The sequence below is a fragment of the Pseudomonas sp. NMS19W genome, assembly GCF_051554255.1.
In the GTDB taxonomy this organism is placed as follows: Bacteria; Pseudomonadota; Gammaproteobacteria; order Pseudomonadales; family Pseudomonadaceae; genus Aquipseudomonas; species Aquipseudomonas kribbensis.
Map to the genome: position 1 here is coordinate 825,936 of NZ_CP136718.1, position 26,793 is coordinate 852,728.

Genomic DNA, 26,793 nt, shown 5'->3' on the forward strand with positions numbered 1-26,793 from the left:
TCACACCCGCTTCATCTGGTGATGGTTAAGTTTTCCTTTTTTCAGGGAGAACAGCATGAGCGATTTCAACCTCGGTCGCCGGCGCGTGATGCAAGTGGTCGGCGCCGGTTTGCTGATGCCGGGGCTGGCCCCGGCCGTGATCGCCTCGGTCAAGGATCGACCGCAACTCACCGACGGCGTGCAGTCCGGCGACCTGCAAGGCGACCGGGCGATGATCTGGAGTCGCAGCGATCGCCCGGCGCGGATGGTGGTGGAGTGGGACACCCGCAGTCAGTTCCGCCATCCTCGACGCGTCATCTCCGCGCTGGCCGATGCCCGCAGCGATTTCACCGCCCGCGTCGAGCTCACCGGATTGCCCGTCGATCAGGCGATTTTCTATCGCGTGTATTTCAAGGACGCCCAGACCGGCGTCGCCAGCGAGCCGTGGCTCGGCCACTTGCGCAGTGCACCGACGGCGCGACGCAATATCCGATTCGTCTGGAGCGGCGACACGGTCGGCCAGGGCTTCGGCATCAACCCGGATATCGGCGGCATGCGCATCTACGAATCCATGCGTTTGCGCCTGCCGGACTTCTTTATCCACAGCGGCGACACCATCTACGCCGACGGCCCGGTGCCGGCGCAACTGACCACCGAGGGTGGCCGCGTGTGGCGCAACCTCACCACGGAAGCCAAAAGCAAGGTCGCCCAGACCCTCGACGATTATCGGGGCAATTACCGCTACAACCTGATGGATGAAAACATCCGCCGCTTCAACGCCGAAGTGCCGCAGATCTGGCAGTGGGACGACCATGAAGTGGTCAACAACTGGTCGCCGGGCAAGCAGCTCGACGAGCGCTATCAGGAAAAAGATATCCACACCCTGGTCGGGCGCGCGCGCCAGGCCTGGCTCGAATATTCGCCGATGCGCCGTCAGGCAGCAGACGGTGGCGGGCGGATCTATCGCAAGCTGAGCTACGGGCCGATGCTCGATGTGTTCGTGCTCGACATGCGCAGCTATCGCGGCGCCAACGACGACAATCTCGGCGCGGAAAAACCGTTCCTCGGGCGTGAGCAACTGAACTGGCTCAAGCGCGGATTGAAGGCCTCGAAAGCCCAGTGGAAAGTCATCGCGGCCGACATGCCGATCGGTCTTGGCGTGCCGGACGGTGAAGTCAGCCCCGGCGTGCCGCGTTGGGAAGCGGTAGCCAACGGCGACCCGGGACCGGCTCAGGGCCGTGAGCTGGAAGTCGCGGAATTGCTCGGGTTCCTGCGTAAACATCAGGTGCGCAATTTTGTGTTCCTGACAGCGGATGTTCATTACTGCGCGGCGCATCACTATCACCCGGATCGCGCGGCGTTCCAGGATTTCGAACCGTTCTGGGAGTTTGTCGCAGGGCCCTTGAACGCCGGGAGTTTCGGGCCCAATCCGCTGGACAAGACCTTTGGCCCGGAAGTGGTGTTCCAGAAAGCGCCGCCGACGCAAAACGCCTCACCGTTTGCCGGATTCCAGTTTTTTGGCGAGGTGAATATCGAGGGGCAGAGCGGGGAGATGAGTGTGGTGTTGCGGGATCTGAACGGGGTGGCGGTGTTTGAGCAGAAGTTGCAGCCGACCTGAGTTCAGCGCAAACAAACTGTGGGAGCGAACTTGCTCCCACAGTTGTTATTTATGGTCAGTAAACGTCGCGACGATAGCGACCCTGTTCGATCAGGCGTTCGACTTCTTCGGCGCCGAGGATGTCATGCAGCGCCAGGTCGACGCCTGACGCCATGCCTTGCAGGCTGCCGCAGATGTAGATCACGGCACCGTCCGCCAGCCACTTCTTCAGTTCGCCAGCCGATTCGCGCAAGCGGTCCTGGACGTAGATCTTCTCGGCCTGATCCCGGGAGAACGCCAGGTCCAGTCGCGCCAGATCACCATTGATCAACCACTCTTCGAGTTCTGCGCGACACAGGAAATCGTGTTCCCGATTGCGCTCGCCGAACAACAGCCATTGGCGCTGCTGGCCGTCGGCAATCCGCGCCTTGAGCAGACTACGCAAACCGGCAAGGCCGGTGCCGTTACCCAACAGGATCATCGGCACAGGCTGGTTCGGCAGGTGGAACCCGCTGTTGCGCCGTACTCGCAGGCTGATGCTGCCACCCACAGGAGCGTGCTCGGTCAGCCAGCCGGAGCCGATGCCGAGGGTGCCGTCGCTGTGCTGTTCCTGACGCACGATCAGTTCCAGAACGCCGTCGGCGGCAATCGAAGCGATCGAGTATTCGCGCATCGCCAGCGGCACCATCGCATCCACCAGCGCCTGAGCGTGCAGGCCTACCAGATGGGCGCGGTGTTCGGGCAACTGGCGGGTGGCGAGGGCGACTTCCAGCGATTCCTCCAGGCCGTTGACCTTCACGCTGGTTTCGCCGCGAATGCCGAGGCCGTCGAGGAAGTGTTCGATGGCCCACGGGCAGTTGCGCGGCAGCACTTCCACCAGATCGCCGGCCAGCCAGCTGCTGGTATCCGGTGCGGAAAGCCCCAGCAGGAAAACCGGCGAGCCGCTGCTGTCAGGGTTCATCAACTCGCGGCGGACCAGCGTCCAGTTGCCGTAGCTCGGTGCCTGCCAGGTGTCGACCGGCACCTGGCCGGTGATCAGGCCGAGCTGGGTCTGCCAGTGCCGCAGCGCGTAAGGGTCGCCGCTATCGACTTCCACCGGGGCGAACAGGGTCTTGCCGCCATGCTCGCCCAGCCATTGATGCAGGCGTCGGGCGAAACCGCAGAAGTGCTGATACTGGCGGTCGCCGAGACCGAGCACCGAGTAGTGGAGGTTGTCGAGAACCGAGGCACGGTTCAGCACTTTGCGTTCGAAACCGCGAGCGCTGTCCGGCGCCTCGCCGTCACCGAAGGTGCTGACCACGAACAGCGCGTTGTTTGATTCCTGCAGATCCTGCTCGCTGACATTCGCCAGCGGCTGCACCTTCACCGGCAAACCGGCGGCCTGCAACTGGCCGGCGGTCTGCCACGCCAGTTGCTCGGCAAAACCGCTCTGGCTGGCGAAACCGATCAGCCACGCCGGGCCATCGCCGGCCGGTTGTTCGAGACCCTGACGGGCATCCTTGATCTGCTTTTTCTTGCGTCGGCGATCCAGGTACAACAGCCAGCCTGTGATGAAGAACAGCGGCATCAGCACCGCCGCGACGGTCACGATGATTCGTCCGACCAGACCGAAATAGCTGCCGACGTGCAGCGCATAAATGCTGGTCAGCAATTGCGCCTTGAAGCTCTTGTCGGCGTAGCGGTCGACCCGTTTGACGACACCGGTGGCCGGGTCGAGGGTGATCTGGTTCAGCGCGCGCTCATGGGGCGAGTTGTCGAGCAGATAGAACACGGTCGCCGGCTGACCGGCCACTGGCGGCATGCGGATGTTGTAGGAGGCGAGGCCCGGGCCGGCGGCGCTGTAGATGCTGATCCACATGGCTGCGTAATCGGCAGTCGGCGCCGGACCTTCGGGAGCCGGGCCACGGCCGCCGCGCACGCGCTCGTTCTGCGGTGCATCCGACAGCAATTTCGTCAGGCCTTTGTTGTACCACTCGTAGGACCAGGACAATCCCGTCAGCGCCAGCAGCAGGTAGACCAGCATGCACCAGGTGCCGAACACCGAGTGCAGGTCCCAGTTGAAGCTACGGCCCTTTTTCTTCCAGTCGAGGGTCAGCCAGACGCGCCAGCTGTTCCATTGGCGTGGCCAGCGCAGATAGAGGCCCGACAGGCAGAAAAACAGCAGCATCAGAGTGCAGGCGCCGGTGATGTTGCGGCCGGTATCGCCCATGGCCAGGAACCGGTGCAGTTGCAGCATCAGGCCGAAGAAGTCCTGGCCGGTGGCCTCGCCCTTGAACTCGGCGGTGTAGGGGTCGAAGTAACGCATCTCGCCACGACGCTCACCTTTCGGCGGGGTGAACCAGACGCGCCCGGCGGTGCCGCTTTCGGTTTCGACCGTAAGCATCGAGACTTTCTTGCCCGAGGCGGCTTCGATCTGCGCCACCAGGTCGGCGGGCGGCAGGACGCCGGCGACCTGTTTCTCCACCTGCAACACGGAGGGGTTGAGGGCTTTCAGGATCTCGTCCTGAAACGAATAGGCAGCGCCGGTGATGCCCATCAGGGCCAGCACCAGCCCGGCAGTGATGCCAAAAAACCAGTGCAACTGGAACAGGGTTTTCTTCAACACGTCGCTAGCCTTGTCCGTTCGAAAGTGGTGTTCACGGCGTGCATTATGCCGTGGGTTATCGAGAAACGTTCTTTATTACGCACAAAAGCCCCGTTCACGTGAATGAACGGGGCCCGATGCTTCCAGCTTCGATCAGAAGTGGAAGTTGGTGCTCAGCAATGCCGTACGGCCCGCCGCCTGGTTGGCGAAGTGAGTCGAGAAGGCTTTGTCGTAGTAGGTTTCGTTGGTCAGGTTCTGCACGTTCAGTTGCAGGTCGACGTTCTTGCTCAGCTTGTAGGCCGCCATAGCGTCGTAGCGAACATAGGAATCGACCATGGTGGTGTTGGCCACGCTGCCGAACACGTCATCCACGTAGAACGCACCGCCACCGATGGTCAGCTTCGGCGTGACCTGGTAAGTGGTCCACAGGCTGGCGCTGTTTTTCGGGGTGTTCGGCAGTTCGTTGCCGTTGTTGGCCTTGTTGGCCGGCAGGTCACCACCGTCCACTTGCTCGCTGTCCATGTAGGCGTAGCCGGCGAATACTTGCCACTTGTCGGTGATCTTGCCGCTGGCCGACAGCTCGATACCCTGCACGCGGGTCTTGCCGACGTTTTCGTACGAGGTGGTATCGACTTGCACACGAGCGTTGTCTTTCTCGGTGCGGAAGATGTCGGCGGTCAGCGACAGGCGATCGTTCAGCAGATCCCACTTGGTGCCGATTTCGTAGTTCCGGGTGGTTTCCGGCTCCATGTCGCTGCTCAGCAGATTGCCGCTGCGATCAGTGGTGCCGCCCAGCGGGTTGCCGTCCATGCCTTCACCCAGTGTGCTGCCCGGTGGGGTGGCCGAGGTGGCGTAGGACGCATAGATGCTGCCGTTTGGTGCCGGCTTGTAGACCACGCCGAACTGCCCGGTGACGAATTCGCTGGTGTCCTTGCCCTTGGACTCGATGCCTTTGGTCACGACGGTGGCGCCCGAGCCATCGTAGGTGCGGTACTTGGTGTCGAAGTGGTCGTAACGCAGGCCCATGTTCACCAGCCACTGATCGGACAGTTCCAGCGTATCGAACGCATACAGCGCGTAGGTATTGGCCTTGGTGTCGGTGCCGGCGTAGTTGCGCGAGATTGCGCCGTTCCACGGATCGTTCGGGTTCGGGTTCGACAGCGAGGTGCAGTTGTAGCCGCTGGAAGCGCCGATCATCGACGGCGTGCAGTTGGTGCTGGAGGTGCCAGGGCTGCCCGGGGTGGTGTCGGTGTTGACGTTGTAGGAGGACTTCTGGCTTTCCTCACGGGTGTATTCGACACCGGTGGAGAAGCTGTTCTTGAAGCCCGCAACGTAGAAGTTACCGAACAGGTCGGTCTGGTTGGTGGTGGTCTCGGTGTTGCTCACGCGAGTGTTCGCACGACGCCAGACGCTGCCGTTGTTGACGTTGCCCTTGCTGTCGTCCGGCTGGGTCAGGATGTAGTCCTGCATGCTGGTGCCGTGACGCAGGGTGTTCTTGATGGTCAGCGAGTCGCTCAGGTCATGCTCGATGGCGAACGTTGCGGTGTCGGTGCGGCCCTTGCGGAAGTCGCGACCATCCAGACCGTAGAAGTTGCTGTGATCGCCACCCGAGTACGGTTTGTCCGGGTTGGACTTGGTGCGTGCTGCCGAGCCGGCCTTCGGAATGGTGTACGGGATGCCCGAGTCCGGGGTGTCGTTGCTTTCGAGATGGTAGTAGTCGAGGTTGACGCGGGTGTCGGTGCCCAGGCCGAAGGCCGGGGACGGCGCGATGCCCCAACGGTCGTAGTCGACGCTGTCGCGACCGGCGACATTGCTCTCGTGGCTCATCAGGTTCAGACGGCCGGCAGCGGTGTCGCTGAACTGGTAGTTGCCGTCGAGGGTGTAGCGCTGGGTCTGGTCGGAACCCCAGGTGAAACCACCATCGAACGAGTTGCCCAGGTGGGCTTTCTTGCTCACCAGGTTGATGCTGCCGCCAGCCGCGCCGCGACCGCCGATGGCGGAGTTCGGGCCCTTGCTGACTTCAATGTTTTCCACGGCGAAGATCTCACGGCTCTGGGAACCGGTGTCGCGCACGCCGTCGAGGTAGGTGTCGCCCTGCGCATCGAAACCACGGATGAACGGACGGTCGCCTTGCGGGTTGCCACCTTCACCGGCACCGAAGGTGATGCCCGGTACGGTGCGCAGCGCATCCTGCATGTTCAGGGCGCCGGTGTCTTTCAGAACTTGTTGCGGAATAACGGTGACCGAGCGCGGAGTGTCGACCAGCGGCGCGGTGTACTTGGGCGAGGAGGCCTTCTCGACCTGGTAGGACGTCGAGTCCTGGGCTTCGCCGGTGATGGCGGTGGCGTCCAGGGCAATGGCATTGCCGGAGGCTTTGCTGTCGGTCTTTTCGGCCGCGAACACCATGTGGCCTGCGGAGCCGGCGGTCAGTGCAACGCCGATGGCAGAGGCGAGCAGACGTGGTGAGCTGACGGGTAATTGTGCGTGTTGACGTGACATTTTTATTCCCCTCCCCAAGGATTTGAGGCGGCGGAATATAGGGTAAACAGGTATTCGTATCAATTGCGAAACATTGTTATTCGCGACGAATTTACATTCTTTACAATTTAACCTTACGGTTTTTGCCGATTCATTCGTCTAGCGGGTTTTACACAGCCAATAAGAATCAATACCATTGCCGCCTCTTTGCCATCAGGTGACTTCGACATGCTGCTGCACATCCCCGCTCTGTTCGAGAAAGACGAAGTGCGGCGCATCCGCGAGGCTCTGGAACAGGCCGACTGGGCCGATGGCAAGATCACCGCCGGCTATCAATCGGCCAAGGCCAAGCACAATCTTCAATTGCCGGAAGGTCATCCGCTGGCCAAGGAAATCGGCGCCGCGATGCTCGAACGCCTGTGGAAAAATCCGCTGTTCATGTCGGCTGCGCTGCCGCACAAAGTATTTCCGCCGTTACTCAACTGCTACTCGGCGGGCGGCAGTTTCGATTTTCACATCGACAACGCGGTGCGCCAGCCCAAGGGCAGCATCGAGCGTGTGCGCACGGATCTGTCGGCCACGCTGTTTTTCAGCGAACCCGAGGATTACGACGGCGGCGAGCTGGAGATCCAGGACACCTACGGCACCCAGCGCGTGAAACTGCCCGCCGGCGACATGGTGTTGTACCCCGGCACCAGCCTGCACAAGGTCAACGCCGTCACCCGCGGCGCACGTTATGCGTCGTTCTTCTGGACTCAAAGTCTGGTTCGCGAAGACAGTCAGCGCGCGTTGCTGTTCGAGATGGACGGCGCGATCCAGCAACTCACCCAGGACATGCCCGATCACCCTTCGCTGATCCGCCTCACCGGCACCTATCACAACCTGTTGCGTCGCTGGGTCGAGGTGTAAGTGGCGGACTTTCGGTTACGTCGCGAAGAAGTCCTCGACGGCGAACGACTCACGGCCATGCTCGAAGAAAGCCCGGCCCGCGCGGCCCAGGCGATTTTGTTGGCGGCGGGTGAGGGCGTGCTCGAAGCGCAGGCGCTGCTTGGGCAGATTTTGCTCGATGGTCACGGGATTGCGCAGGATCAGCCGCTGGCATTGCGCTGGTTTGAAATCGCCGCAGGGCAAGGTCATTTGATGGCGCGCAACATGCTTGGTCGGTGTCATGAACACGGATGGGGTTGTGCAGCAGAGGCATCGATCGCTGCGCAACACTATTTGATTGCCGCCAAAGCAGGCCTGGACTGGGCGATGTACAACCTGGCCAATCTGCTGGCGACCGGTAGGGGTGTGGTGAAGGACCATCTTCAGGCGCTGACCCTTTACAGGCAGGCCGCTGAGGCAGGACACGCCAAATCGATGAACCTGTTGGGGCGTTACCTGGAGGAAGGGCAAGTGTGCCCTGCGAATCCGGCAGCAGCTCGAGAGTGGTATCGACGCTCAGCCGAGGGCGGGGATTTCCGCGGGCAGTTCAGTTATGCGGCGATTCTAGCTGATGAGGGGAAAGTGGATGATTCGCTGCATTGGCTGAGCAAGGCATTGGCACTGGGCAACGTAAACTTTCTGCGCGTCAGCAGTGAAGCCTTGTTGGGTTCACAACATCCGCAGATTCGCGCGATGTCCCGCGTTTATGGTCAGCGTTTATCTGAATTGACCGCATAAAATAACGTGTGAATTTTTAAAGTTTGCCAAATTGTGAGCAGTCACTCTTCTGGTGATCATTAGTTATGGCTGCTTATGATTTTTTAGTGCTGTCTTTTGAATTGAATTCTAATAGTTGAAGGGTTGTCGCTGCTCGTCTTGCTGGACTAATGTCCGCTTGCACGGTGTTGATGGGCCGCAGTTGTAATGCTCATTTGTCATTGTGTCAGCCAAATTAATATCCAGTGAAGACAAGGAGTCTCAGATGGAACTCAAAACTACTGGCGAACTGTCAGGTGTCGCTGAAGTAGCGCCACAATTATTTATGGACGCATCTCTTGGTCGTGGCGAGTATGAAGGCGAGGCCTTTAATCGAGAGCCCGGGATACAGCTTACAAAAGAACAAATCATCAGTCTGCGAAAGTATGAAGAGTTGGGTTTGTCGTTGCCCGTGGAGATAGGCTCGATCCGTGATTACCTGAGATACGGTGAGGGTGACAGTGGTGGTGTCGGACTTAAGGTCGAGGATTTTCAGAAGACCTTTAAAATGACATTTGACCACGCTGCGCGCTGGAGGCCGCTGCGTGAAAAGATCATGCAGACAGGCACCGATCTGGATATATTTTCCACAAGGATTCTTTCGACTGGCGGCGATATTGTTAAAACTTACGAGAAGCTTGAAATTTCAGGTTTTTTGAAGGAACACGGGATTGATACTATTGAGGAGTATTTGAAGCTCAAAGATCAGTTGCCAAATATCCCTAGTATCGAAGTTCCGGAAGGTGTTGTTGATGATATCGGTTACTATCTGGGTGTCATCCTCGATGATATAAAAAAATGTCATGCGACGGCCGAGGTGGTGAGGGGCAGTCTGGACAGTTTTGGCGCTGATATGCGTACTCAGGTGCTGCCGGAAATAAAACTGCGTATGAGGTTTGTCTCCGATAATACTTATGCACAGGAAATAAAAGTACTGCAGGCGAGGATTGACGAGTATGCAGATCAAATCGATGAGCTTAATAAAAAGTATGACGAGCTTGTCAAGCAGGCGATTGCATCAGCAATCGTGAGTCCTATCGGATTAATTGTTGGTATTTTTTTAGGCGTAAAGGCCGAACAGATTCGTCGTGATCGCAATGAATTGCGCCAGAAGCAATCCGTTGATAATAAGTTGATGGCCAGCAAGAATCAGACGTTGAGCTCGCTAAACAGGGTGCGTGATGATCTTCAGAATCTCAACTATGTTGCTATCGAAGCGGAAGTTGCAACGCAAAACCTCATGCTGGTCTGGAACTCTTTGAGTCTTTTTATCAAGGGGTCGTTCGAAGATCTGCAACTTGTGGAAGAAGCGACCAAATTGTCGCGACTGATCAGTGCCATCAAACGTGTAATTAACCCTTGGGAAGATGTGAAAAACAACACTGATCCGCTACTTGAAGTCTTCAGGGCAGCAGACAGGGAATATGAAGAAGGTAATGCAAGATTTCAGGCAAGGAGTGCCTTTATGTTGACAATTTCAGATTTCAGTATGGATCAGTTGGTGGATCACAATGGTGTGGTTCAAGATGCAGACGTTAATGCGCAGATGCTTTCGCAAAAGTACTCGTATCTGCCTGGACCCGTTGGGACAATGCATACTTTGGCAGGGTCTATCAGGGAAAAAACATATGGCGTGAAAGTTCAGTGTCAGGAAATCGATATCAAACTTAAAAGGTGCACTGACAACCTGGAATGGCTGTTGGAGGACCTTGTCGACACTCCGGAAGACGATGACGTTCCCGCGAAAATTGAAACTGAGCTGCAAACTGCGCGCGGCATCTTGTCTGAACGAAGCGGAAAGTTTATTGGCTGGAAACGTGATATTAGTGGTCGATTCGACAGGGGCTTTCGAAGCAGTGGGTGGCGACGTTAGAAAGCGATAAGGCCTATGCACAAGAGCAAAAGGCCAAAGTCGAAGAAAAACTGACCGAACTGACCGCCCAGTTAAAATCGGTATCGGACGCGATTGATTTGATCGAGAAGGCCGGCATTGAAAAAATCGGTAATGAAGTGCAGTTATCCCTGGAAAATCTCAAGGCACTCGGGCTGGAGCCACCTCAGATTCTGATTGCGCAGCTCGCTATGGATACACTCAAAAAATTGATTTCGGGGATCGGTCATGCCATTTCCTATCTCAATATGCTCGCCGCCTACAAAACCTTGCAAGAGCGTGCGGCAGGCTTGCGGGAACAGCGGGATCAGCATGACAACGATTTCACCGTGGCCAATGGGAAAATTCGTCTGGTGGAGGCTCTTGATTCACTGGATGACGGGCGTTGGGAGTTCGTCACTGAGTTCTCGAAGCTGGTCGACGATGTTGAAGCATTTGATCGTGATTTTGTGTCGGACAAGTCCCTGCCCATCGATGAGCGTGCCAAGATCGCAATCGGAAAAATCTCTGAAATTACTGAATATGTGAAGTCTGTCTACCGCTGACAAGGAGTCAAGGGGTGAGCTGAGTGCTCACCCTTCATATGGATATGAATTTAGAAGCCTATGAGTTTACCCAGGAGCAGCGGTACGTAGTGGATCGCTATATGCGATTCCTTGATGGCATGCTCCCGATTTACGACAAAATTCCCCTTGTTTTTGAGCGTCGTGAAAAGAGTGGTCACCGACGTGCAGGACTCGCCTACGACTCTCGTTTTAATCAAGCTTCCTTTACTCAAAGAATGTTGCGCGATTACGGTAGGCGTACTGAAAGTGCGCGGCTGCTTTGCAGCGATCTTGTTCAAAAACTATTGGCGTTCAAGCGTGATGCATTGGACATAACCAGTCAGGCCTCGACGAGTAAACGCCTTGATCAAGTCGACTGCGGTTTGTTCAGTTTTTCTCGCGACCCTGTCTGGAGTTCTCCGCCAACTCAGGTGATCCAGATGGTTCATGCATTGGGTGGTCAATGCTGGAGCCTGAAAGGCGCGATCGAGCATATGAAAGATCCGATAGCTACAATCTATCAGAACTCATTTGGACTGAAAGCAGCGTTTTTTCAGGCGCTGGACTATCGATCTTGTGAATGTCATCCGCAATCAATCGTCGTTGAAGAGCTGTTCAGAGAGGCTGCTACCACTCCTGTCTGGGACATTGCGTACTCTTCGACGGATCCGCAGGTCAGAGCTGGGGAATATAAATCTGACATTACTCTGCTATTTAACAAGCTCACTACCTTATATACCCAGATGGGTGCCTTTATCGAGGGAGTCCTCCAACGTGTCGAGAGGGTAGAGAAGGAGCTTTTTCAAACGGCCGATGTGACAACTTTGGGAAGGTTGAATGCCAAGTTGGAATTGGTTGTGGGGATGTCTGAGGATTTTGCTGCAATGATCAACCAGTTTGATGCATGGGTTGGTGAGTAAAAAAGGGCCCATCCAAGGATGGGCCTTTTTTGTAGTTGCGGGCTGTTTACACGTAGAACGATTTCAGCGGCGGGAAGCCATTGAACTCTACGGCGCTGTAACTGGTGGTGTACGCACCGGTCGACAGCCAGTACAGACGATCACCGATCGCCAGGTTCAGCGGCAGGCCGTACTTGTAGTTTTCGTACATGATGTCGGCGCTGTCGCAGGTCGGGCCGGCGATCACGACTTCTTCCATCTCGCCTTTCTTCTCGGTCCAGATCGGGAACTTGATCGCTTCGTCCATGGTTTCGATCAGGCCGGAGAACTTGCCCACATCGGTGTACACCCAACGCTCGACGGCGGTACGGGATTTACGCGCAACCAGTACCACTTCGCTGACCAGGATACCGGCGTTGGCGATCAGCGAACGGCCCGGCTCAAGGATGATTTCCGGCAGGTCATCACCGAAGTCTTCCTTCAAGAAGCGGATGATTTCTTCGGCGTACGTTTCCAGGCTGTTGGTGCGGGTGATGTAGTTGGCCGGGAAGCCGCCGCCCATGTTGATCAGCTTCAGGTGGATGCCGTCTTCTTCCTTCAGGCGCTCGAAGATCACTTTGACCTTGGCGATCGCGGCGTCCCAGACGCTGATGTCACGCTGTTGCGAACCGACGTGGAACGAGATGCCGTACGGCACCAGACCCAGGTCGCGGGCGAGGATCAGCAGGTCCATGGCCATGTCGGTCTGGCAGCCGAACTTGCGCGACAGTGGCCAGTCGGCGGTGGTCGAGCCTTCGGTCAGGATGCGCACATAGACTTTGGCGCCCGGCGCAGCCTTGGCGATGTTGCGCAGGTCGGCTTCGGAGTCGGTGGCGAACAGGCGCACGCCCTTCTCATAGAAGTAGCGGATGTCCTTGGATTTCTTGATGGTGTTGCCGTAGCTGATCTGGTCCGGGCTGACGCCACGGCTCAGCACTTTGTCCAGCTCATAGATCGAGGCGATGTCGAAGCTCGAACCCTTCTCTTTGAGCAGGTCGATGATCTCGACGGCCGGGTTGGCCTTGACCGCGTAGTAGACCTTGGCGAATTCGAAACCGGCGCGCAGGTCATCGTAGGCCTGGGCGATCATCGCGGTGTCGATCACCACGAACGGGGTTTCCTGTTTGTCGGCGAAGGCCTTCATTTTCTGAAAGGTTTCGCGCGCGAAATAGTCTTCGACCTGGATCGACATACTTGGGAGCTCCTATGGGCAAACGGGTAAAAACAATGGGTGCAAATGAACGTCCTCCGTATCCCCACTTTGGTTCGCCTACTTCCCAAGGCATGTCGCCGAAAGCAAAAAGGCCATGGGTCGTTGCCCTTGGCCTTGCTGTCTCGTCGTCAGTACTTGAGCCGGATGGATCGTTTCCAGCATGGACGTTCGGCGCGAACTTTAGGGCGTGAGGGGCCTGAGATCAACTAAAAATGTCGCGTTTTTGCACGCTTCTGACGTGCGTCGCGGATATCACTCTTTGTAGCCGACCGAGATGACGGTCAGATGTTCCGCAATAATTTTCAGGTGTTAAAAATACCTGCACGTTCGATGCTGATGCGTGCCAAGTCATGGATAACTGCGATCACTTCAACATCGGCGACGTTGGCTGCTAGAAGGGCAGGTGAGGGGGATTTGCTGGTTGAAGCTGACAAAAACGGCCGGGTTCGGCGCTCTGGTGTGTTGATATTTCTTGCCGGCTCATCGTCGGCGAAAAAATCCCGGCCTTGAGGATCCGGCGGTCGAAAAAAAGGGCTGTCGAACAGCCCTTTTGCTTTTGATCAGGCCAACGCTTCGGCCGGCGACACGATATTGGTCTTCATTCCGCGCGAACGACCCGAACTCAGGTACGCCGCAATCGACTCCTGGGTAACCTCGCCAAGGAACACTCGCTCGGCATCCATTACCGGCAACCAGGCACGATTGAACTCGTACATGCGCGACAACAGGATGCGCAAATGCTCGTCGTACGCGGCCGTGGCGTTGAACTCACGCAGGAACTGCGCGCACGTACCGGTCTGACGATGCAGGTCGCGACGTCGCACATAACCCAGTGCCTTGTTCTCGGCGCAGGTGACCACCACGTAACGACGGTCATGCTCGTCCATCAACTCCAGCGCATCGGCCACCGGAGTTTCCGGGCTCACCGATGGTGCGTTGTCCGCCGCATCTTCGGCTTTTACCAGCAACAGACGTTTCAATGTGCTGTCCTGGCCGACGAAGTTGCTGACAAAATCGTCCGCCGGATGGGCGAGCAGAGTGTCCGGATGATCGATCTGCAACAGCTTGCCGGCGCGGAAGATCGCGATCTTGTCGCCGAGCTTGATCGCCTCGTCGATGTCATGGCTGACCATGATCACGGTCTTGTTCAGCGCCCGCTGCATCTCGAAGAATTCGTTCTGGATCATCTCGCGGTTGATCGGGTCCACCGCACCGAACGGTTCGTCCATCAGCAGCAGCGGTGCATCTGCCGCCAGTGCGCGAATCACGCCGATCCGTTGCTGCTGGCCGCCGGACAGTTCACGGGGATAACGATGCAGATATTGCTTGGGCTCAAGCTTGATCATGCTCATCAGTTCGCGGGCGCGGTCGTGGCATTTCTGTTTGTCCCAGCCGAGCAGTTTCGGCACCACCACGATGTTCTCTTCGATGGTCATGTTCGGGAACAGACCGATCTGCTGGATCACGTAGCCGATGTTGCGACGCAGGGTCACTTCGTCGAGGTCGGTGGTGTCTTCGCCGTTGATCAGGATCTTGCCCGAGGTCGGCCTGATCAGGCGGTTGATCATTTTCAGTGTGGTGCTTTTGCCGCAACCCGATGGCCCGAGGAACACGCAGATTTCGCCTTCATTGACGGTCAGGCTTACCGAGTCCACGGCTTTCACATCTTTACCGTTGCTTTGAAAGGTCTTGCTGAGGTTTTGAAGTTCGATCATTTCAGGAGTCCTTTTGGAGTCAGCGAACGTTGCAGCCACTGCAAAATGAGGTCGGCGAAGATCGCCAGAAGACTGACCAGCAGCGCGCCGACGATCAGCATCGACATGTCACTGCGGCTGATGGAGGCGAGGATCAGCACGCCGAGGCCGCCGGCGCCGATGGTCGCGGCGATGGTCATCACGCCGATGTTCATCACCACGGCGGTGCGCACGCCGGCGAGGATCACCGGCACCGCAATCGGCAACTCGACCATGCGCAGGCGCTGGCCGAAGGTCATGCCGATGCCCCGTGCGGCTTCGCGAATGCCCGGCTCTACGCCGGTCAGGGCGAGGTAGGTGTTGCGCATGATCGGCAGCAGTGAATAAAGGAACACCGCGGTGATCGCCGGCATCGGGCCGAGGCCCTGGCCAAACTTCGAGTAGAACGGAAGCAGCAGGCCGAACAACGCAATCGACGGCACGGTCAGCAGCACCGTGGCGCTGGCCTGCAGCGGGCCGGCGAGGCTCGGGAAACGCGTCATCAGAATGCCCAGCGGCACGCCGATAAGAATCGCCAGGCTGACGGCGATGCCGACCAGGGTGATGTGCTGCCAGGTCAGGTGCATTACCTGTTGCCAGTCGAGGTGGGAAAAGGCGTTCAAAAATTCCATGACTTTTCCTCCTTTAGTTCAGTGGATGTTGGCGCAGGAAGTCGGCAGCGACTTTCGACGGGCTCTCGTGATCGACATCGACCCGCGCGTTGAGCTGGCGCATGGTTTCGTCGTCGAACAGCTCGGCCAGCGGCTTGAGTTGCGCCGCCAGTTGCGGGTGAGCGTCGAGGTAGGCCTGGCGCACAACGGGCGCGGCGGTGTAGTCCGGGAAGTAATGCTTGTCGTCTTCCAGCAGCTTCAGGCCGAACGCGTTGAGGCGACCGTCGGTGGTATAGACCAGGCCGGCAAACACCTGGCCGTTGCGCAGTGCGGTGTAGACCAGCCCAGCGTCCATCTGCCGGATGTTCTGGCGGGTCAGGTTCATGTCGTAGAGCTTGACCATGCCGTTAAGGCCGTCGGAGCGGTTGGCGAATTCGGTGTCCAGCGCCACCAGATGATTGCTCTTGGCCTCGCTGCGCAGCACATCGTTCAACTGGCTGATGTTGCTGATCTGCGGATATTCCTCGGCTACTTTTTTTGGCAGGGCGAGGGCGTAGGTGTTGCTGAATTTCGACGGCGTCAGCCAGACCAGGCCTTTTTTTGCGTCGAGCTCTTTCACCCGGGCGTAGGACTGTTCGCTGTCGAGTTTTTCGGTGACATGGTTGTAGGCCACCAGCGATACGCCGGTGTATTCCCAGAGCATGTCCAGTTGCCCGCTTTCGTGGGCGCTGCGGGCCAGATTGCTGCCCAGACCACCGGTGATCTGCGCGTCGTAGCCTTTGCTGCGCAGGTACTGGGCGGTGATTTCCGCGAGCAGGGTTTGTTCGGTGAACACTCGGGCACCGAGGCGAATGAGCGGCTTTTCTGCCGCCTGGGCAAATCCTGCGAACAGCAGAACGCAGCCCAAGATCAAGCTAAGTCGTTTCATGAATATTCCTTTGCCGAAGCCTTAAGACGGGCGCAAACCGCGTTCCAGCCAGAGACGGCTGGCGAGGGTGACCACGCCATCGAGCAGCAGGGCCAGCAGCGCGGTGCACGCGGCGCCGAGCAGCAGTTGCGGCTGATTGTTCAGGGCGATGCCGGGGAAAATCAGGCTGCCGAGGCTGTTGGCGCCGATCAGGAACGCCAGCGGCGCCGTACCGACATTGATCGCCAAAGCTACCCGCACACCGCCGACGATGATCGGCACGGCGTTGGGCAACTCGACCTGCCACAACACCTGGCGCGGGGTCATGCCGATGCCGGTGGCGGCTTCTTTCAGCGAGCCCTGGACGTTTTTCAGGCCTTCGTAGGTGTTGCGCACAATCGGCAGAAGCGAGGCGAGGAATAAAGCGAAGATCGCCGGACCACTGCCGATGCCGAGTATCCCCAGGGCAATCGCCAGAACGGCCAGCGGTGGCACGGTGTTGCCGATATTGAAGATCTGCATGAAGCGTTCGGCGCGGCCGACCATGGTCGGGCGGCTCAGGAAGATACCGGCGGGGATGCCCACGACAAGGGCGGCCAGCATTGAAGCGAGGACGAGAATCAGATGAGCTTGCAGGTAAAACAACAAATCGTCGCGGTAGTGTTCGATCGTGTTAATGCCGATCCAGTGGACCAGCAGGGCCAGGAGCGCGATCACCACCGCACCTCCCATCAGCCCTTTGCCATAGCGGATAGCCACAGGCGGACTCCTTTTTTATAGTCGGCGGACGCTGTCCCGAGTGGCATGCCATGCCTGGCTGCCGGGAGTGAACGTTCGCGAGAAGCAGCTCCCCCAGCACCGGCCAAAAGCGGTCTGAAAGCGAGCCATGAGCGCAGCCTCGTCAGGCTAACTTGCTGATTTTTCAGCCCCTGACGAAAAGTCGTAACAGGGGATGGACGTCTCCGTGCTTTAAAAGGTTCCCATCTGAGGCAGCATTTGGCCACCCTTAATGTGCTCAACGGTTCGGTTATTGTCTTGACTTGGGCTATAATCGCGGCCCTTTTTTGAATCACCGCCAGGCGATTTCCCATGACCAGACAGGCCGCCGAAGTCGCGAAACGCCGCACTTTCGCCATTATTTCCCACCCCGATGCCGGTAAAACCACGATCACCGAAAAGCTCCTGTTGATGGGCAAGGCGATTGCAGTGGCCGGTACGGTGAAATCCCGTAAATCCGACCGCCATGCGACATCCGACTGGATGGAGATGGAGAAGCAGCGGGGTATTTCCATTACCACGTCGGTCATGCAGTTCCCGTATCGCGAACACATGATCAACCTGCTCGACACCCCGGGCCACGAAGACTTCTCCGAAGACACCTACCGCACCCTGACCGCGGTGGACTCGGCCTTGATGGTTCTCGACGGCGGTAAAGGTGTAGAGCCACGGACCATCGCCCTGATGGACGTCTGCCGTCTGCGTGACACGCCGATCGTCAGCTTCATCAACAAACTCGACCGTGACATCCGCGACCCGATCGAACTGCTCGACGAGATCGAAGCCGTCCTGAAGATCAAGGCTGCGCCGATCACCTGGCCGATCGGTTGCTACCGCGACTTCAAGGGCGTGTACCACCTGGCGGACGACTACATCATTGTCTACACCGCCGGCCACGGTCACGAACGTACCGAAACCAAGATCATCGAGAAGCTCGATTCCGACGAAGCCCGCGCCCACCTGGGCGACGAGTACGACCGCTTCCTCGAACAGCTGGAACTGGTGCAGGGTGCTTGCCACGAGTTCAACCAGCAGGAATTCATCGACGGTCAACTGACCCCGGTGTTCTTCGGTACCGCACTGGGCAACTTCGGTGTCGATCACGTCCTCGACGCCGTGGTTGATTGGGCGCCGCGTCCGCTGCCACGCGTAGCCAACGAGCGCACCGTGGAGCCGGTGGAAGAGAAGTTCTCGGGCTTCATCTTCAAGATCCAGGCGAACATGGACCCGAAACACCGCGACCGCATCGCCTTCATGCGTATCTGCTCCGGCAAGTATGAAAAAGGCATGAAGATGCGCCACGTGCGCACCGGCAAGGACGTGCGCATCGGTGACGCCCTGACGTTCTTCTCCTCCGAGCGTGAACAGCTGGAAGAGGCGTACGCCGGCGACATCATCGGTCTGCACAACCACGGCACGATCCAGATCGGCGACACCTTCAGCGAAGGCGAAACCCTGGGCTTCACCGGTATCCCGCACTTCGCTCCGGAACTGTTCCGCCGCGTACGCCTGCGCGATCCGCTGAAATCCAAGCAACTGCGCCAGGGCCTGCAACAGCTGGCCGAAGAAGGCGCGACCCAGGTGTTCTTCCCGGAGCGCAGCAACGACATCATCCTCGGCGCCGTCGGTGTGCTGCAGTTCGATGTGGTCGCCAGCCGCCTGAAAGAGGAATACAAGGTCGAGTGCTCCTACGAGCCGATCACCGTGTACTCCGCGCGCTGGATCGAATGCAGCGACAAGAAGAAGCTGGAGGAATTCTCCAACAAGGCTGTGGAAAACCTCGCGCTGGACGGCGGCGGTCACCTGACCTACCTCGCCCCGACCCGGGTCAACCTGGCCCTGATGGAAGAGCGCTGGCCGGACGTGAAATTCCGTGCGACCCGTGAACACCACTAAGCGCTGATCTACTGTGCTGACTCCCTGCAGCGCAAACTGCGGGGTTCAGAGCGAATAGCCCTGCAGGTTTACGCCTGCAGGGCTTTTTTGTTTTTTCTTCACAGGTCGTCCGCAAGATACAACCGGTGGCTGTGTTCAATTTCTTCGATCAGTTTTTCATTTTCAATGCCAGCGATACCTGCGAATTCGCGCCATCGACGCACCGAATCGGCAACTTCCTTAATGATTTTGCGCCCGTTCAACCTGGGGATCTGTTTAGCCAGTGCGAGCAGATCTTCGACTGTAAAGGCATCCCTTTTTCCATTGATGGTCATCTGGTGAGTGGATACCCATGGTGAGTCAGCGCGATAAGCCCAGCACATGTCATATGCCGGAGTCAGGCGCCAAACCCCATCCCTCCAGGCCTGGAAAGCAATATTTCGAGTGTGGTCGTCCTGATTTCGCGCAATCACATTGAACACGGCGCGTCGAAACAGCTCTATTTGATCCTCTCTGGGAAGGCTCAGATCCCTCGCTACGAGTAGCGCTTGTTCGTAAGAGTACGCGCCTGGTTTGGTGTAGTCGGCAATGTCCATGGCACACAATGTTTGCACGTGAATCTTGTCACCATCGTCCATCCGGTCGAAGCGGCGAGTCATGAAGTGAGCACGAGGACCATCAATGTGCAGACGGCACTCGGTCATGATAATCCCCGAGGCGACAGTCATCAGATGGTAAGCGTATTCCACCCGGCCAAAGCCGGCAGGGTCACCCAGTGAGTTTGCCCCTTTGGGCACGTCGAACTTGAACAGCCAATAGCTGTACCCCTCCGGGGCTGTGATTTGTCCCGAGCAAAGCTCACCGGTTTTTTCATTGATGGCAATGATTGCCTTCGGTCGTTGGCCGCCAGCCGATGAACCCACCTGAAACATATGCTTGAGCGCTTCCTCGTCCTGCTTGCCTTCATGACCCAGTTGCAGTCCGGCAAACTGCTGTTGACGCTGCTCGAGGATCTGTCCGGCAAGCTCCACCAAAGAATCGAGCTCCAGCTTTTCGATCCTGGTCCTGGCCCTGTCCACGGCAGGGCGAAACTCCAGCGCCCCCATGCCTCGGGCGCCGATGTAAAGCAATCGCTCAACGGGAGTGAAGCTATTGGGGTCGCGTCCTTCCTTGGCCAGCCAAGCGTCGATCACTGCGTTACCGAAGTCATCGGGAAGCGAATCTGAAAGGCATGGCGGGAGAGATTTGAAAGCTTGAACGTTCAGCGATGGGAAGGCGTACACCTCACCTGCCACTGCTCGCATGGTCAGTGGTGCAATCTCCAGTCCGATTTCGGTAAAGGCTGGATCGAATTCAAATGTTGCTGTTGCGGGGGACTGGCTTTCATCCCAAAGCACAGCGCCTACCTTGGTATCCCACATCCACACTTCTGCAGTTATCGCCACGTCATTTCTTCCTTGGTATCAGCAAAGGTTTCGCTTTGCCCTGCTCTTTGTTTTTTGGTGGTGTCTGCGGTTGAGTGCTTTGATAGACCTGTATTCGGCCGTCGCTGGTGCGGACGCCCCCCAGCGCACGGACGCGACCTGTCTTGCCTGTCTGAGCCGCAGCCATCGGGCTCGCACGTGGAGGCTCGATCAGGCCGGAGAGAAGGTCCAGAGAATCAAATTCTCGTAGCACTGCGATCAGTAACTGTAGAGTGCCTTTGCCTTTTTCCAGCTTTTGAATCGTGGGAGTACTGACTCCGACACTTTCTGCAAGCTGGTCTTGTGTGATGTCCTTGCGCAGGCGGCGCGCGCGCAGGGCCTCACCTAACTGAGCAGAGATGGCGTCATCACTTTTACGTTGTATTCGCATAAGGAAAATATTCCTTTGTGTTGTGGTCTTTTTTGAGACTCAAGGAAAATATTCTTTTGCATTATGCATAGTTTTGTTCTTTTAGTTTGAGTCGCTAAAGAAAATTTTTATTTGTGTTACGCAGTGAAGTGCGCACAAATGAAAATATTTCTTTGTGTTATAGACCGGCCAGGATTTCGTGATGATTTTGCGATCATGAAGACGCTTTTTTCAGACCAGTGGAGCGCTTTCGGCTTTTGGCGCTCGCCTGGTTGTCTGGAGTCACTCTCAAATTCAATGCGAATGCTACTTGCGATGTAAAAGCGTGCACAGGCTCTTCGTGTAGGCCTTTTCCTATCTGTAGGTGAGCGGACTCCGGATTTGAATCTTCACTGATTGTCCAGGCGACAACCCGCTTTCTGGCGGCTAGTGTCAACGCTCACGCACCTCAAGGATCAATGGAATGAGAGGGCTGTTCACTCACTTGCTACGATTCGATGGTTACTTCTCCACGATGGCCTGGGTACTCGCGGCGTTGTTGTTCATCAATCGCCTGAGCAGCATGGTCAAGCTGTTCATGGCGTTGTATCTGCGTCAGGAGCTGGGCTTCGCCATCGAGACCGTTGGCTGGCTGTTGGCGGCGTACGGCGGCGGGCTGTTGATCGGTTCGATGCTGGGCGGTTTGCTCAGCGACCATATCCGCACCGCACGGTTGACGGCGGCGCTGTTCTTCGTATCAGCCTGGGTGCTGCTCGGGCTCGGGCTGGTGACGCAGATGTGGTTGCTGGCCGGGTTGCTGCTGCTCAGCGGCACGATCGACGGCGCGATCCGGACGCTGCATCAGCGCTTGATCATGGAATATTGCGAGGTTGCGCAGCGCCCACGGGCCCAGGCCTTGAGCCGTATCGCGCGAAATCTCGGGATGGCCGCCGCGGGTATCGCGGGCGGTGTGCTGGCGCAGACGGATTTTCGCTGGGTGTTCTTCATCAGTGCGGCGTTGACGCTGGTCGCGTTGCTCTGGTTCGTCCGCACGACCTGGCGGCGAACAGTGCTGATCCCGGACGAAACGCCAGAGGCGCAGGCCGGCTCCGGCCTGCCATACCGCGACAAACCATTTCTCTGGCTGCTGGCGGCGACCGTCCTGCTCGGCATGGCGTTCGACACCGTTTACAGCACCCTCGGCAACTATCTGCGCGACTACTATCGCTTGAGTACCGAAGCCATCGGTTGGCAGTTCGCGATCAACGCAGTCCTTGTCGTGGCGCTGCAGATTCCAATCTCGCATTGGGGCGAACGCTGGGGCTCGCGCCGCCCGTTGATCGCCGGTTGCGTGTTGCTGGCGGTCGGGCTCGGCATGCTGCCACTGGGGGCCGGGCTGTTTTATGTCTGCTTGTCGACGGTGGTCTGGACGCTGGGGGAGGCGCTGTTCATGCCACCGCTGAATGTGCTGGTCATGCAGCATGCGCAACGCGGCAAAAGTGGCCAGTACTTCGGGCTGTTCTTCATGGCCTGGAGCGCGAGTGCGTTGCTGTCACCGGTGCTCAGCGGACAGCTTTACGGGCAATTCGGAGGGCACAGCGTCTGGGTGGCCAGTGCGGCGCTGGCGCTGATGTCGGTCCCGCTGGTTTGTCTGGCGACCCGTTTGCGCGTCTCGGCCGGCCAGCCCGTGCAAACCCGCAAGGCCGCCTCGCTTAGCTGATCCGGTTATGGGGGTTATTCGAAAGCGGTCTGTCCAGCCATGGCATTTCCGGGCATTGGTTAGCGTCCTATCTGGTGAACCCGGCTGATCGGAACTAGATTTTATTCAGCGCCGGACCGGCACTCTGGCTTCAACCACGAAAGGATGGAAACGCTTATGAGCATTTTTCAACGCATAGTGTTGTTGCTTAAGGTTTTGGTGATGCTGACGCTTGGCACCACGGCGGCGTGGGCGAGCAACGCGGCGCCTGCGCAGGGTTTCAATGCGGCTCAGGGGTACGCGGGTGTGATTATGCTCGCCAAGTCCGAATCCGAACCCGGTGATCAGGACCAGGGTGGCAGCAAGGACGATGACGACTCGACCACCGACGAGCCGGACACCGATGATCCGGATGATGGCGACAGCCAGACATAGATCGCAGACAAAAGAAAACCCCTCCTTCCCCGACTGATGCGCAATCGAGAAAGAAGAGGTTTGGTCAACGCTTTAACGACCCGCCCCGGCAACAGGGCGGGTTTTTTATGCCGCGCCGTCGAGGAACTGCTCGGCGTAGTGGCACGCTACCTGACGCGTGTCGAGCTGGCGCAGGGCCGGCTCTTCCGCGCTGCAACGTTCGGTCGCGTACGGGCAGCGCTTGTGGAACGCGCAGCCCGGTGGCGGGTTCAGCGGGTTGGGCAGCTCGCCGACGATCTTGATCTTCGGCTTGTCCGGATCCGGATGGATGGTCGGAGTCGCCGACAGCAGCGCCTGGGTGTACGGGTGCAGAGGACGGGCATAGATGTCGTGCTTCGGACCGATTTCCACCGGGCGCCCGAGGTACATCACCATCACGTCATCGGCCACGTGCTGCACCACCGCCAGGTTGTGCGAGATGAACACGTAACCGGTGTTGAACTCCTGTTGCATGTCCATGAACAGGTTCAGCACCTGCGCCTGGATCGATACGTCCAGCGCCGAGGTCGGTTCGTCCGCCACCAGCACTTTCGGTTGCAGCATCATGGCGCGGGCCAGCGCGATACGCTGACGCTGACCGCCGGAGAACATGTGCGGATAACGCTGGTAGTGCTCGGGACGCAAGCCGACCTGCTTCATCATCGCCTGGACTCGTTCGCGACGTTCGGCAGCCGACAGGTTGGTGTTGATCAGCAGCGGCTCGGCCAATTGATCACCGATTTTCTGCCGAGGGTTCAACGACGCGTACGGGCTCTGGAACACCATCTGCACGTCTTTGCGCAGTTGCTTGCGCTGGGCCTTGTCGGCGCCGGCCACTTCTTGCCCTGCGATTTTCAGGGAACCGGACGACGGCTCTTCGATCAGGGTCAGGGCACGGGCCAGGGTGGATTTGCCGCAGCCCGACTCGCCCACGACGGCGAGGGTCTTGCCGGCTTCCAGCTCGAACGACACACCGTTGAGGGCGCGCACGGTCGCGTGGCCCTTGAACAGGCCACGGGAGACTTCGTAGTGACGGGTCAGGTCGCGGGCGGTAAGTACGACGGCCATTACGCCACCTCCTGGTTCAACGGGTAGAAGCAGCGGGCGAGGCTGTGGCTTTTCGGATCAAGGGTCGGACGTTGCGCGCGGCAGCTGTCCTGCACGTACGGGCAGCGCGGCGACAGCAGGCAGCCTTGCGGGCGGTCGTAGCGGCCCGGAACGATGCCCGGTAGGGTCGCCAGACGCTCGGCACCCTGACTGTGTTCCGGAATCGCCTTGAGCAGCGCTTCGCTGTACGGGTGGGCCGGGATGTCGAACAGTTGCGGCACCTGACCGACTTCAACGGCCTGGCCGGCGTACATCACACAGACGCGTTGGGCGGTTTCGGCCACCACGGCGAGGTCGTGGGTGATCAGCACCAGGCCCATGTTCTGCTCTTTCTGCAACGCCAGCAGCAGGTCCATGATCTGCGCCTGGATCGTTACGTCGAGTGCGGTGGTCGGCTCGTCGGCGATCAGCAGTTTCGGTTCGCCGGCAATCGCCATGGCAATCGCCACACGCTGGCTCATGCCGCCGGACAGTTGGTGCGGATAAGCGTCCATACGGCTGGAAGCGCCGGGGATTTCAACCTTTTCCAGCAGTTCGATGGCGCGCTTGCGGGCGGCCTTGCCGGACATTTTCAGGTGCAGGCGCAGCACTTCCTCGATCTGGAAACCGACGGTGTAGCTCGGGTTCAGTGCGGTCATCGGGTCCTGGAACACCATGGACAGGTCTTTACCGACGATCTGCCGACGCTGGCGATTGCTCAGTTTGAGCATGTCTTTGCCGTCGAAGCTCAGAGAGTCGGCGGTGACGATCCCCGGGTGCTCGATCAGGCCCATCAGCGCCATCATGGTCACGGACTTGCCGGAACCCGATTCGCCGACGATGGCCAGGACTTCGCCCTTGTCGACCTTGAGGTCGAGGCCGTCGACCACCGGTGTGGCGTTCTTGTCGCCGAAGCGAACGTTGAGATTCTTGATTTCTAGCAGTGACATGGGAATCTCCTCAGGCGGCGTTCTTGAGTTTCGGGTCCAGCGCATCGCGCAGGCCGTCGCCCATCAAGTTGATTGCCAGCACGCTGAGCAAAATGGTCAGACCAGGCAGACTCACGACCCACCAGGCGCGTTCGATGTAGTCGCGGGCCGAAGCCAGCATGGTGCCCCACTCAGGGGTTGGCGGCTGGACGCCGAGGCCGAGGAAGCCCAGGGCGGCGGCGTCGAGGATCGCCGAAGAGAAGCTCAGCGTTGCCTGGACGATCAGCGGTGCCATGCAGTTCGGCAGCACGGTGATGAACATCAGGCGCGGCAGGCTGGCGCCAGCCAGACGCGCGGCGGTCACGTAGTCGCGGTTCAGTTCGCCCATCACCGCAGCGCGGGTCAGACGCACGTAGGACGGCAGCGAAACCACGGCGATGGCGATCACGGTGTTGATCAGGCCTGGGCCGAGGATGGCGACGATCGCCACGGCCAGCAGCAGCGATGGCAGGGCCAGCATGATGTCCATCAGACGCATGATGGTCGGGCCGAGGATCTTCGGGAAGAAACCGGCCAGGAGGCCCATGAAGATACCCGGGATCAGCGACATCACCACCGAGGACAGACCGATCAGCAGCGACAGGCGCGAACCCTGGATCAGGCGGGACAGCAAGTCGCGACCCAGTTCGTCGGTGCCGAGGAAGAACTGCCATTGCCCGCCTTCCAGCCACACCGGCGGGGTGAGCAGGAAGTCACGGTATTGCTCGCTCGGGTTGTGCGGTGCGACCCAAGGGGCAAAGATCGCGCAGAACACGATCAGGGTGAAGAACGCAAGACCGGCGACGGCGCCCTTGTTCTTGGCGAATGCTTGCCAGAACTCCTTGTACGGCGACGGATACAGCAGGCTTTGATCCACGTTCGAGGTGGCGGTGGCTACTGAGGATGTTGGAGTGCTCATGGGTATTGACCTCAGCGCTGGTGACGAATGCGTGGGTTGGCAAAGCCGTAGAGGATGTCCACCACGAAGTTGACCAGAATCACAATGCAGGCAATCAGCAAGATGCCGTTTTGCACGACCGGATAGTCCCGGGCGCCAATGGCTTCGATCAGCCATTTGCCGATGCCGGGCCACGAGAAGATGGTTTCGGTCAGGACCGCGCCGGCCAGCAGGGTGCCGACTTGCAGGCCAACCACGGTCAGCACCGGGATCAGCGCGTTGCGCAGGCCGTGGACGAACACCACGCGTGCCGGCGACAGGCCTTTGGCACGGGCGGTACGAATGTAGTCTTCGCGCAGCACTTCGAGCATGGAGGAACGGGTCATCCGGGCGATCACCGCCAGCGGAATGGTGCCCAGCACAATGGCGGGCAGGATCAGGTGATGCAGGTAGTCGAGCAGGGCGCCCGGTTCATCGCTGAGCCAGGTATCGATCAGCATGAAGTGGGTTTTGCGCTCAACGTCGATCAACAGGTCGTTCTGCCCGGAAACCGGCGTCCAGCCCAGGCTGACCGAGAAAAACATGATGAGAATCAGGCCCCACCAGAAGATGGGCATCGAGTATCCCGTGAGGGATATGCCCATTACCCCATGATCGAACAGGGACCCTCGCTTGAGGGCGGCAATGACGCCGGCCAGCAGCCCGAAGACGCCGGCGAACAGCAGGGCAGCCATCGACAATTCAAAGGTGGCCGGGAACAGTTGCGTGAACTCGGTCCAGACGCTTTCACGGGTACGCAGGGATTCGCCAAGGTCGCCGTGGGCCAGCTTGCCGATGTAATCCAGGTATTGGGCATACAGCGGTTTGTTCAGACCGAGGCGTTCCATTGCCTGAGCGTGCATTTCGGGATCGACCCGACGTTCGCCCATCATCACTTCCACGGGATCGCCGGGAATCATGCGAATCAACGCGAAAGTCAGCAAGGTGATGCCGAAAAACGTGGGGATCAACAACCCCAGTCGGCGGGCAATAAAACTTAACATCTTGTGTGGTACCTCATCGGCCG

General features: G+C 58.6%; 23 protein-coding genes. 10 read left to right on the top strand and 13 right to left on the bottom strand.

Annotated features, from left to right (window positions below; genetic code table 11):
* Positions 1–55: 55 nt before the first annotated feature.
* Positions 56–1,597, top strand: coding sequence for an alkaline phosphatase D family protein (locus R1A29_RS03580; protein WP_248743995.1), 1,542 nt, complete (start codon positions 56–58; stop codon positions 1,595–1,597).
* 55 nt (positions 1,598–1,652) lie between these two features.
* On the opposite strand, the gene R1A29_RS03585 is transcribed toward R1A29_RS03580, so the two are convergent.
* Both R1A29_RS03585 and R1A29_RS03590 read right to left on the bottom strand, forming a co-directional pair.
* Positions 1,653–4,181, bottom strand: a complete 2,529-nt coding sequence (locus R1A29_RS03585; protein WP_438300672.1) for a PepSY domain-containing protein — start codon at positions 4,179–4,181, stop codon at positions 1,653–1,655.
* Between the two features lie 132 nt (positions 4,182–4,313).
* Complete coding sequence (locus R1A29_RS03590) at positions 4,314–6,659, bottom strand: TonB-dependent receptor (RefSeq protein WP_438300673.1); 2,346 nt, start codon at positions 6,657–6,659, stop codon at positions 4,314–4,316.
* Between the two features lie 207 nt (positions 6,660–6,866).
* Between R1A29_RS03590 and R1A29_RS03595 the strand changes: the two genes are divergently transcribed.
* The 5 genes from R1A29_RS03595 (at position 6,867) to R1A29_RS03615 (ending at position 11,677) form a co-directional block, all read left to right on the top strand.
* Entirely contained in the window at positions 6,867–7,547 is a 681-nt protein-coding gene (locus R1A29_RS03595; protein WP_438300674.1) for a Fe2+-dependent dioxygenase, read from the top strand.
* A 57-nt stretch (positions 7,548–7,604) separates the two neighbouring features.
* Positions 7,605–8,303, top strand: a complete 699-nt coding sequence (locus R1A29_RS03600) for a tetratricopeptide repeat protein (protein WP_438300675.1) — start codon at positions 7,605–7,607, stop codon at positions 8,301–8,303.
* A gap of 244 nt (positions 8,304–8,547) precedes the next feature.
* A complete protein-coding gene (locus tag R1A29_RS03605; RefSeq protein WP_438300676.1) occupies positions 8,548–10,194 on the top strand; it encodes an alpha-xenorhabdolysin family binary toxin subunit A in 1,647 nt (548 codons plus the stop codon).
* Positions 10,182–10,757: an alpha-xenorhabdolysin family binary toxin subunit B gene (locus R1A29_RS03610; RefSeq protein WP_438300677.1), complete on the top strand. Its 576-nt coding sequence runs from the start codon at positions 10,182–10,184 to the stop codon at positions 10,755–10,757. Before R1A29_RS03605 ends, R1A29_RS03610 begins: the two co-directional genes overlap by 13 nt.
* A 23-nt stretch (positions 10,758–10,780) precedes the next feature.
* Positions 10,781–11,677, top strand: coding sequence for a hypothetical protein (locus R1A29_RS03615; RefSeq protein WP_438300678.1), 897 nt, complete (start codon positions 10,781–10,783; stop codon positions 11,675–11,677).
* A gap of 46 nt (positions 11,678–11,723) precedes the next feature.
* Here R1A29_RS03615 and R1A29_RS03620 read toward each other — a convergent pair whose 3' ends face one another.
* Positions 11,724–12,887: a type III PLP-dependent enzyme gene (locus R1A29_RS03620; RefSeq protein ID WP_039769212.1), complete on the bottom strand. Its 1,164-nt coding sequence runs from the start codon at positions 12,885–12,887 to the stop codon at positions 11,724–11,726.
* A gap of 306 nt (positions 12,888–13,193) precedes the next feature.
* On the opposite strand from R1A29_RS03620, the gene R1A29_RS03625 reads away from it, so the two are divergent.
* Complete coding sequence (locus tag R1A29_RS03625) at positions 13,194–13,418, top strand: hypothetical protein (RefSeq protein WP_438300679.1); 225 nt, start codon at positions 13,194–13,196, stop codon at positions 13,416–13,418.
* A 50-nt stretch (positions 13,419–13,468) separates the two neighbouring features.
* Here the strand turns inward: R1A29_RS03625 and R1A29_RS03630 are convergent, their stop codons facing one another.
* From R1A29_RS03630 to R1A29_RS03645, 4 genes are read right to left on the bottom strand one after another with little or no spacing between them, the layout of a single operon-like run.
* Positions 13,469–14,623, bottom strand: coding sequence for an osmoprotectant ABC transporter ATP-binding protein OsmV (locus R1A29_RS03630; RefSeq protein ID WP_438300680.1), 1,155 nt, complete (start codon positions 14,621–14,623; stop codon positions 13,469–13,471).
* Positions 14,620–15,273, bottom strand: coding sequence for an ABC transporter permease (locus R1A29_RS03635; RefSeq protein WP_007953690.1), 654 nt, complete (start codon positions 15,271–15,273; stop codon positions 14,620–14,622). Before R1A29_RS03635 ends, R1A29_RS03630 begins: the two co-directional genes overlap by 4 nt.
* 13 nt (positions 15,274–15,286) lie before the next feature.
* Positions 15,287–16,180 (bottom strand): glycine betaine ABC transporter substrate-binding protein, encoded by an 894-nt coding sequence (locus R1A29_RS03640; protein ID WP_438300681.1) that lies wholly within the window; start codon positions 16,178–16,180, stop codon positions 15,287–15,289.
* A gap of 21 nt (positions 16,181–16,201) precedes the next feature.
* The gene (locus R1A29_RS03645; protein ID WP_170931630.1) at positions 16,202–16,891 is read right to left on the bottom strand and encodes an ABC transporter permease; all 690 of its coding nucleotides are present in this window, start codon (positions 16,889–16,891) and stop codon (positions 16,202–16,204) included.
* A 357-nt stretch (positions 16,892–17,248) separates the two neighbouring features.
* Between R1A29_RS03645 and R1A29_RS03650 the strand changes: the two genes are divergently transcribed.
* Positions 17,249–18,832: a peptide chain release factor 3 gene (locus tag R1A29_RS03650; protein ID WP_085608055.1), complete on the top strand. Its 1,584-nt coding sequence runs from the start codon at positions 17,249–17,251 to the stop codon at positions 18,830–18,832.
* Positions 18,833–18,930: 98 nt separating this feature from the next.
* On the opposite strand, the gene R1A29_RS03655 is transcribed toward R1A29_RS03650, so the two are convergent.
* Positions 18,931–20,232 carry a type II toxin-antitoxin system HipA family toxin gene (locus tag R1A29_RS03655; protein WP_438302004.1) on the bottom strand — a complete coding sequence of 434 codons (1,302 nt, stop codon included), beginning with the start codon at positions 20,230–20,232 and terminating at the stop codon, positions 18,931–18,933.
* 25 nt (positions 20,233–20,257) lie between these two features.
* Entirely contained in the window at positions 20,258–20,665 is a 408-nt protein-coding gene (locus tag R1A29_RS03660; RefSeq protein ID WP_438300682.1) for a helix-turn-helix transcriptional regulator, read from the bottom strand.
* 442 nt (positions 20,666–21,107) lie between these two features.
* On the opposite strand from R1A29_RS03660, the gene R1A29_RS03665 reads away from it, so the two are divergent.
* On the top strand, positions 21,108–22,343 hold the full coding sequence (locus R1A29_RS03665) for an MFS transporter (protein WP_438300683.1): 1,236 nt from the start codon (positions 21,108–21,110) through the stop codon (positions 22,341–22,343).
* Positions 22,344–22,499: 156 nt separating this feature from the next.
* On the top strand, positions 22,500–22,757 hold the full coding sequence (locus R1A29_RS03670; protein ID WP_438300684.1) for a hypothetical protein: 258 nt from the start codon (positions 22,500–22,502) through the stop codon (positions 22,755–22,757).
* Between the two features lie 105 nt (positions 22,758–22,862).
* On the opposite strand, the gene R1A29_RS03675 is transcribed toward R1A29_RS03670, so the two are convergent.
* The 4 genes from R1A29_RS03675 to R1A29_RS03690 are packed head-to-tail and all read right to left on the bottom strand — an operon-like array spanning position 22,863 to position 26,770.
* Positions 22,863–23,843: a peptide ABC transporter ATP-binding protein gene (locus R1A29_RS03675; RefSeq protein WP_114881404.1), complete on the bottom strand. Its 981-nt coding sequence runs from the start codon at positions 23,841–23,843 to the stop codon at positions 22,863–22,865.
* Positions 23,843–24,811, bottom strand: a complete 969-nt coding sequence (locus tag R1A29_RS03680; RefSeq protein ID WP_085711820.1) for an ABC transporter ATP-binding protein — start codon at positions 24,809–24,811, stop codon at positions 23,843–23,845. Before R1A29_RS03680 ends, R1A29_RS03675 begins: the two co-directional genes overlap by 1 nt.
* A gap of 10 nt (positions 24,812–24,821) precedes the next feature.
* Entirely contained in the window at positions 24,822–25,748 is a 927-nt protein-coding gene (locus tag R1A29_RS03685) for an ABC transporter permease subunit (protein ID WP_114881405.1), read from the bottom strand.
* A gap of 11 nt (positions 25,749–25,759) precedes the next feature.
* Positions 25,760–26,770 (bottom strand): ABC transporter permease subunit, encoded by a 1,011-nt coding sequence (locus R1A29_RS03690; RefSeq protein ID WP_096818896.1) that lies wholly within the window; start codon positions 26,768–26,770, stop codon positions 25,760–25,762.
* Positions 26,771–26,793: the final 23 nt, after the last annotated feature.

What these genes read in the sequence shown, in the direction of transcription:
- R1A29_RS03580 (WP_248743995.1), top strand. Translation starts at nt 56, where the DNA reads ATGAGCGATTTCAACCTCGGTCGCCGGCGCGTGATGCAAGTGGTCGGC.
- R1A29_RS03590 (WP_438300673.1), bottom strand. Translation starts at nt 6,659, where the DNA reads ATGTCACGTCAACACGCACAATTACCCGTCAGCTCACCACGTCTGCTC.
- R1A29_RS03595 (WP_438300674.1), top strand. Translation starts at nt 6,867, where the DNA reads ATGCTGCTGCACATCCCCGCTCTGTTCGAGAAAGACGAAGTGCGGCGC.
- R1A29_RS03600 (WP_438300675.1), top strand. Translation starts at nt 7,605, where the DNA reads ATGCTCGAAGAAAGCCCGGCCCGCGCGGCCCAGGCGATTTTGTTGGCG.
- R1A29_RS03605 (WP_438300676.1), top strand. Translation starts at nt 8,548, where the DNA reads ATGGAACTCAAAACTACTGGCGAACTGTCAGGTGTCGCTGAAGTAGCG.
- R1A29_RS03620 (WP_039769212.1), bottom strand. Translation starts at nt 12,887, where the DNA reads ATGTCGATCCAGGTCGAAGACTATTTCGCGCGCGAAACCTTTCAGAAA.
- R1A29_RS03625 (WP_438300679.1), top strand. Translation starts at nt 13,194, where the DNA reads ATGTTCCGCAATAATTTTCAGGTGTTAAAAATACCTGCACGTTCGATG.
- R1A29_RS03630 (WP_438300680.1), bottom strand. Translation starts at nt 14,623, where the DNA reads ATGATCGAACTTCAAAACCTCAGCAAGACCTTTCAAAGCAACGGTAAA.
- R1A29_RS03635 (WP_007953690.1), bottom strand. Translation starts at nt 15,273, where the DNA reads ATGGAATTTTTGAACGCCTTTTCCCACCTCGACTGGCAACAGGTAATG.
- R1A29_RS03640 (WP_438300681.1), bottom strand. Translation starts at nt 16,180, where the DNA reads ATGAAACGACTTAGCTTGATCTTGGGCTGCGTTCTGCTGTTCGCAGGA.
- R1A29_RS03645 (WP_170931630.1), bottom strand. Translation starts at nt 16,891, where the DNA reads ATGGGAGGTGCGGTGGTGATCGCGCTCCTGGCCCTGCTGGTCCACTGG.
- R1A29_RS03650 (WP_085608055.1), top strand. Translation starts at nt 17,249, where the DNA reads ATGACCAGACAGGCCGCCGAAGTCGCGAAACGCCGCACTTTCGCCATT.
- R1A29_RS03655 (WP_438302004.1), bottom strand. Translation starts at nt 20,232, where the DNA reads ATGTGGGATACCAAGGTAGGCGCTGTGCTTTGGGATGAAAGCCAGTCC.
- R1A29_RS03660 (WP_438300682.1), bottom strand. Translation starts at nt 20,665, where the DNA reads ATGCGAATACAACGTAAAAGTGATGACGCCATCTCTGCTCAGTTAGGT.
- R1A29_RS03665 (WP_438300683.1), top strand. Translation starts at nt 21,108, where the DNA reads ATGAGAGGGCTGTTCACTCACTTGCTACGATTCGATGGTTACTTCTCC.
- R1A29_RS03670 (WP_438300684.1), top strand. Translation starts at nt 22,500, where the DNA reads ATGAGCATTTTTCAACGCATAGTGTTGTTGCTTAAGGTTTTGGTGATG.
- R1A29_RS03675 (WP_114881404.1), bottom strand. Translation starts at nt 23,843, where the DNA reads ATGGCCGTCGTACTTACCGCCCGCGACCTGACCCGTCACTACGAAGTC.
- R1A29_RS03680 (WP_085711820.1), bottom strand. Translation starts at nt 24,811, where the DNA reads ATGTCACTGCTAGAAATCAAGAATCTCAACGTTCGCTTCGGCGACAAG.
- R1A29_RS03685 (WP_114881405.1), bottom strand. Translation starts at nt 25,748, where the DNA reads ATGAGCACTCCAACATCCTCAGTAGCCACCGCCACCTCGAACGTGGAT.
- R1A29_RS03690 (WP_096818896.1), bottom strand. Translation starts at nt 26,770, where the DNA reads ATGTTAAGTTTTATTGCCCGCCGACTGGGGTTGTTGATCCCCACGTTT.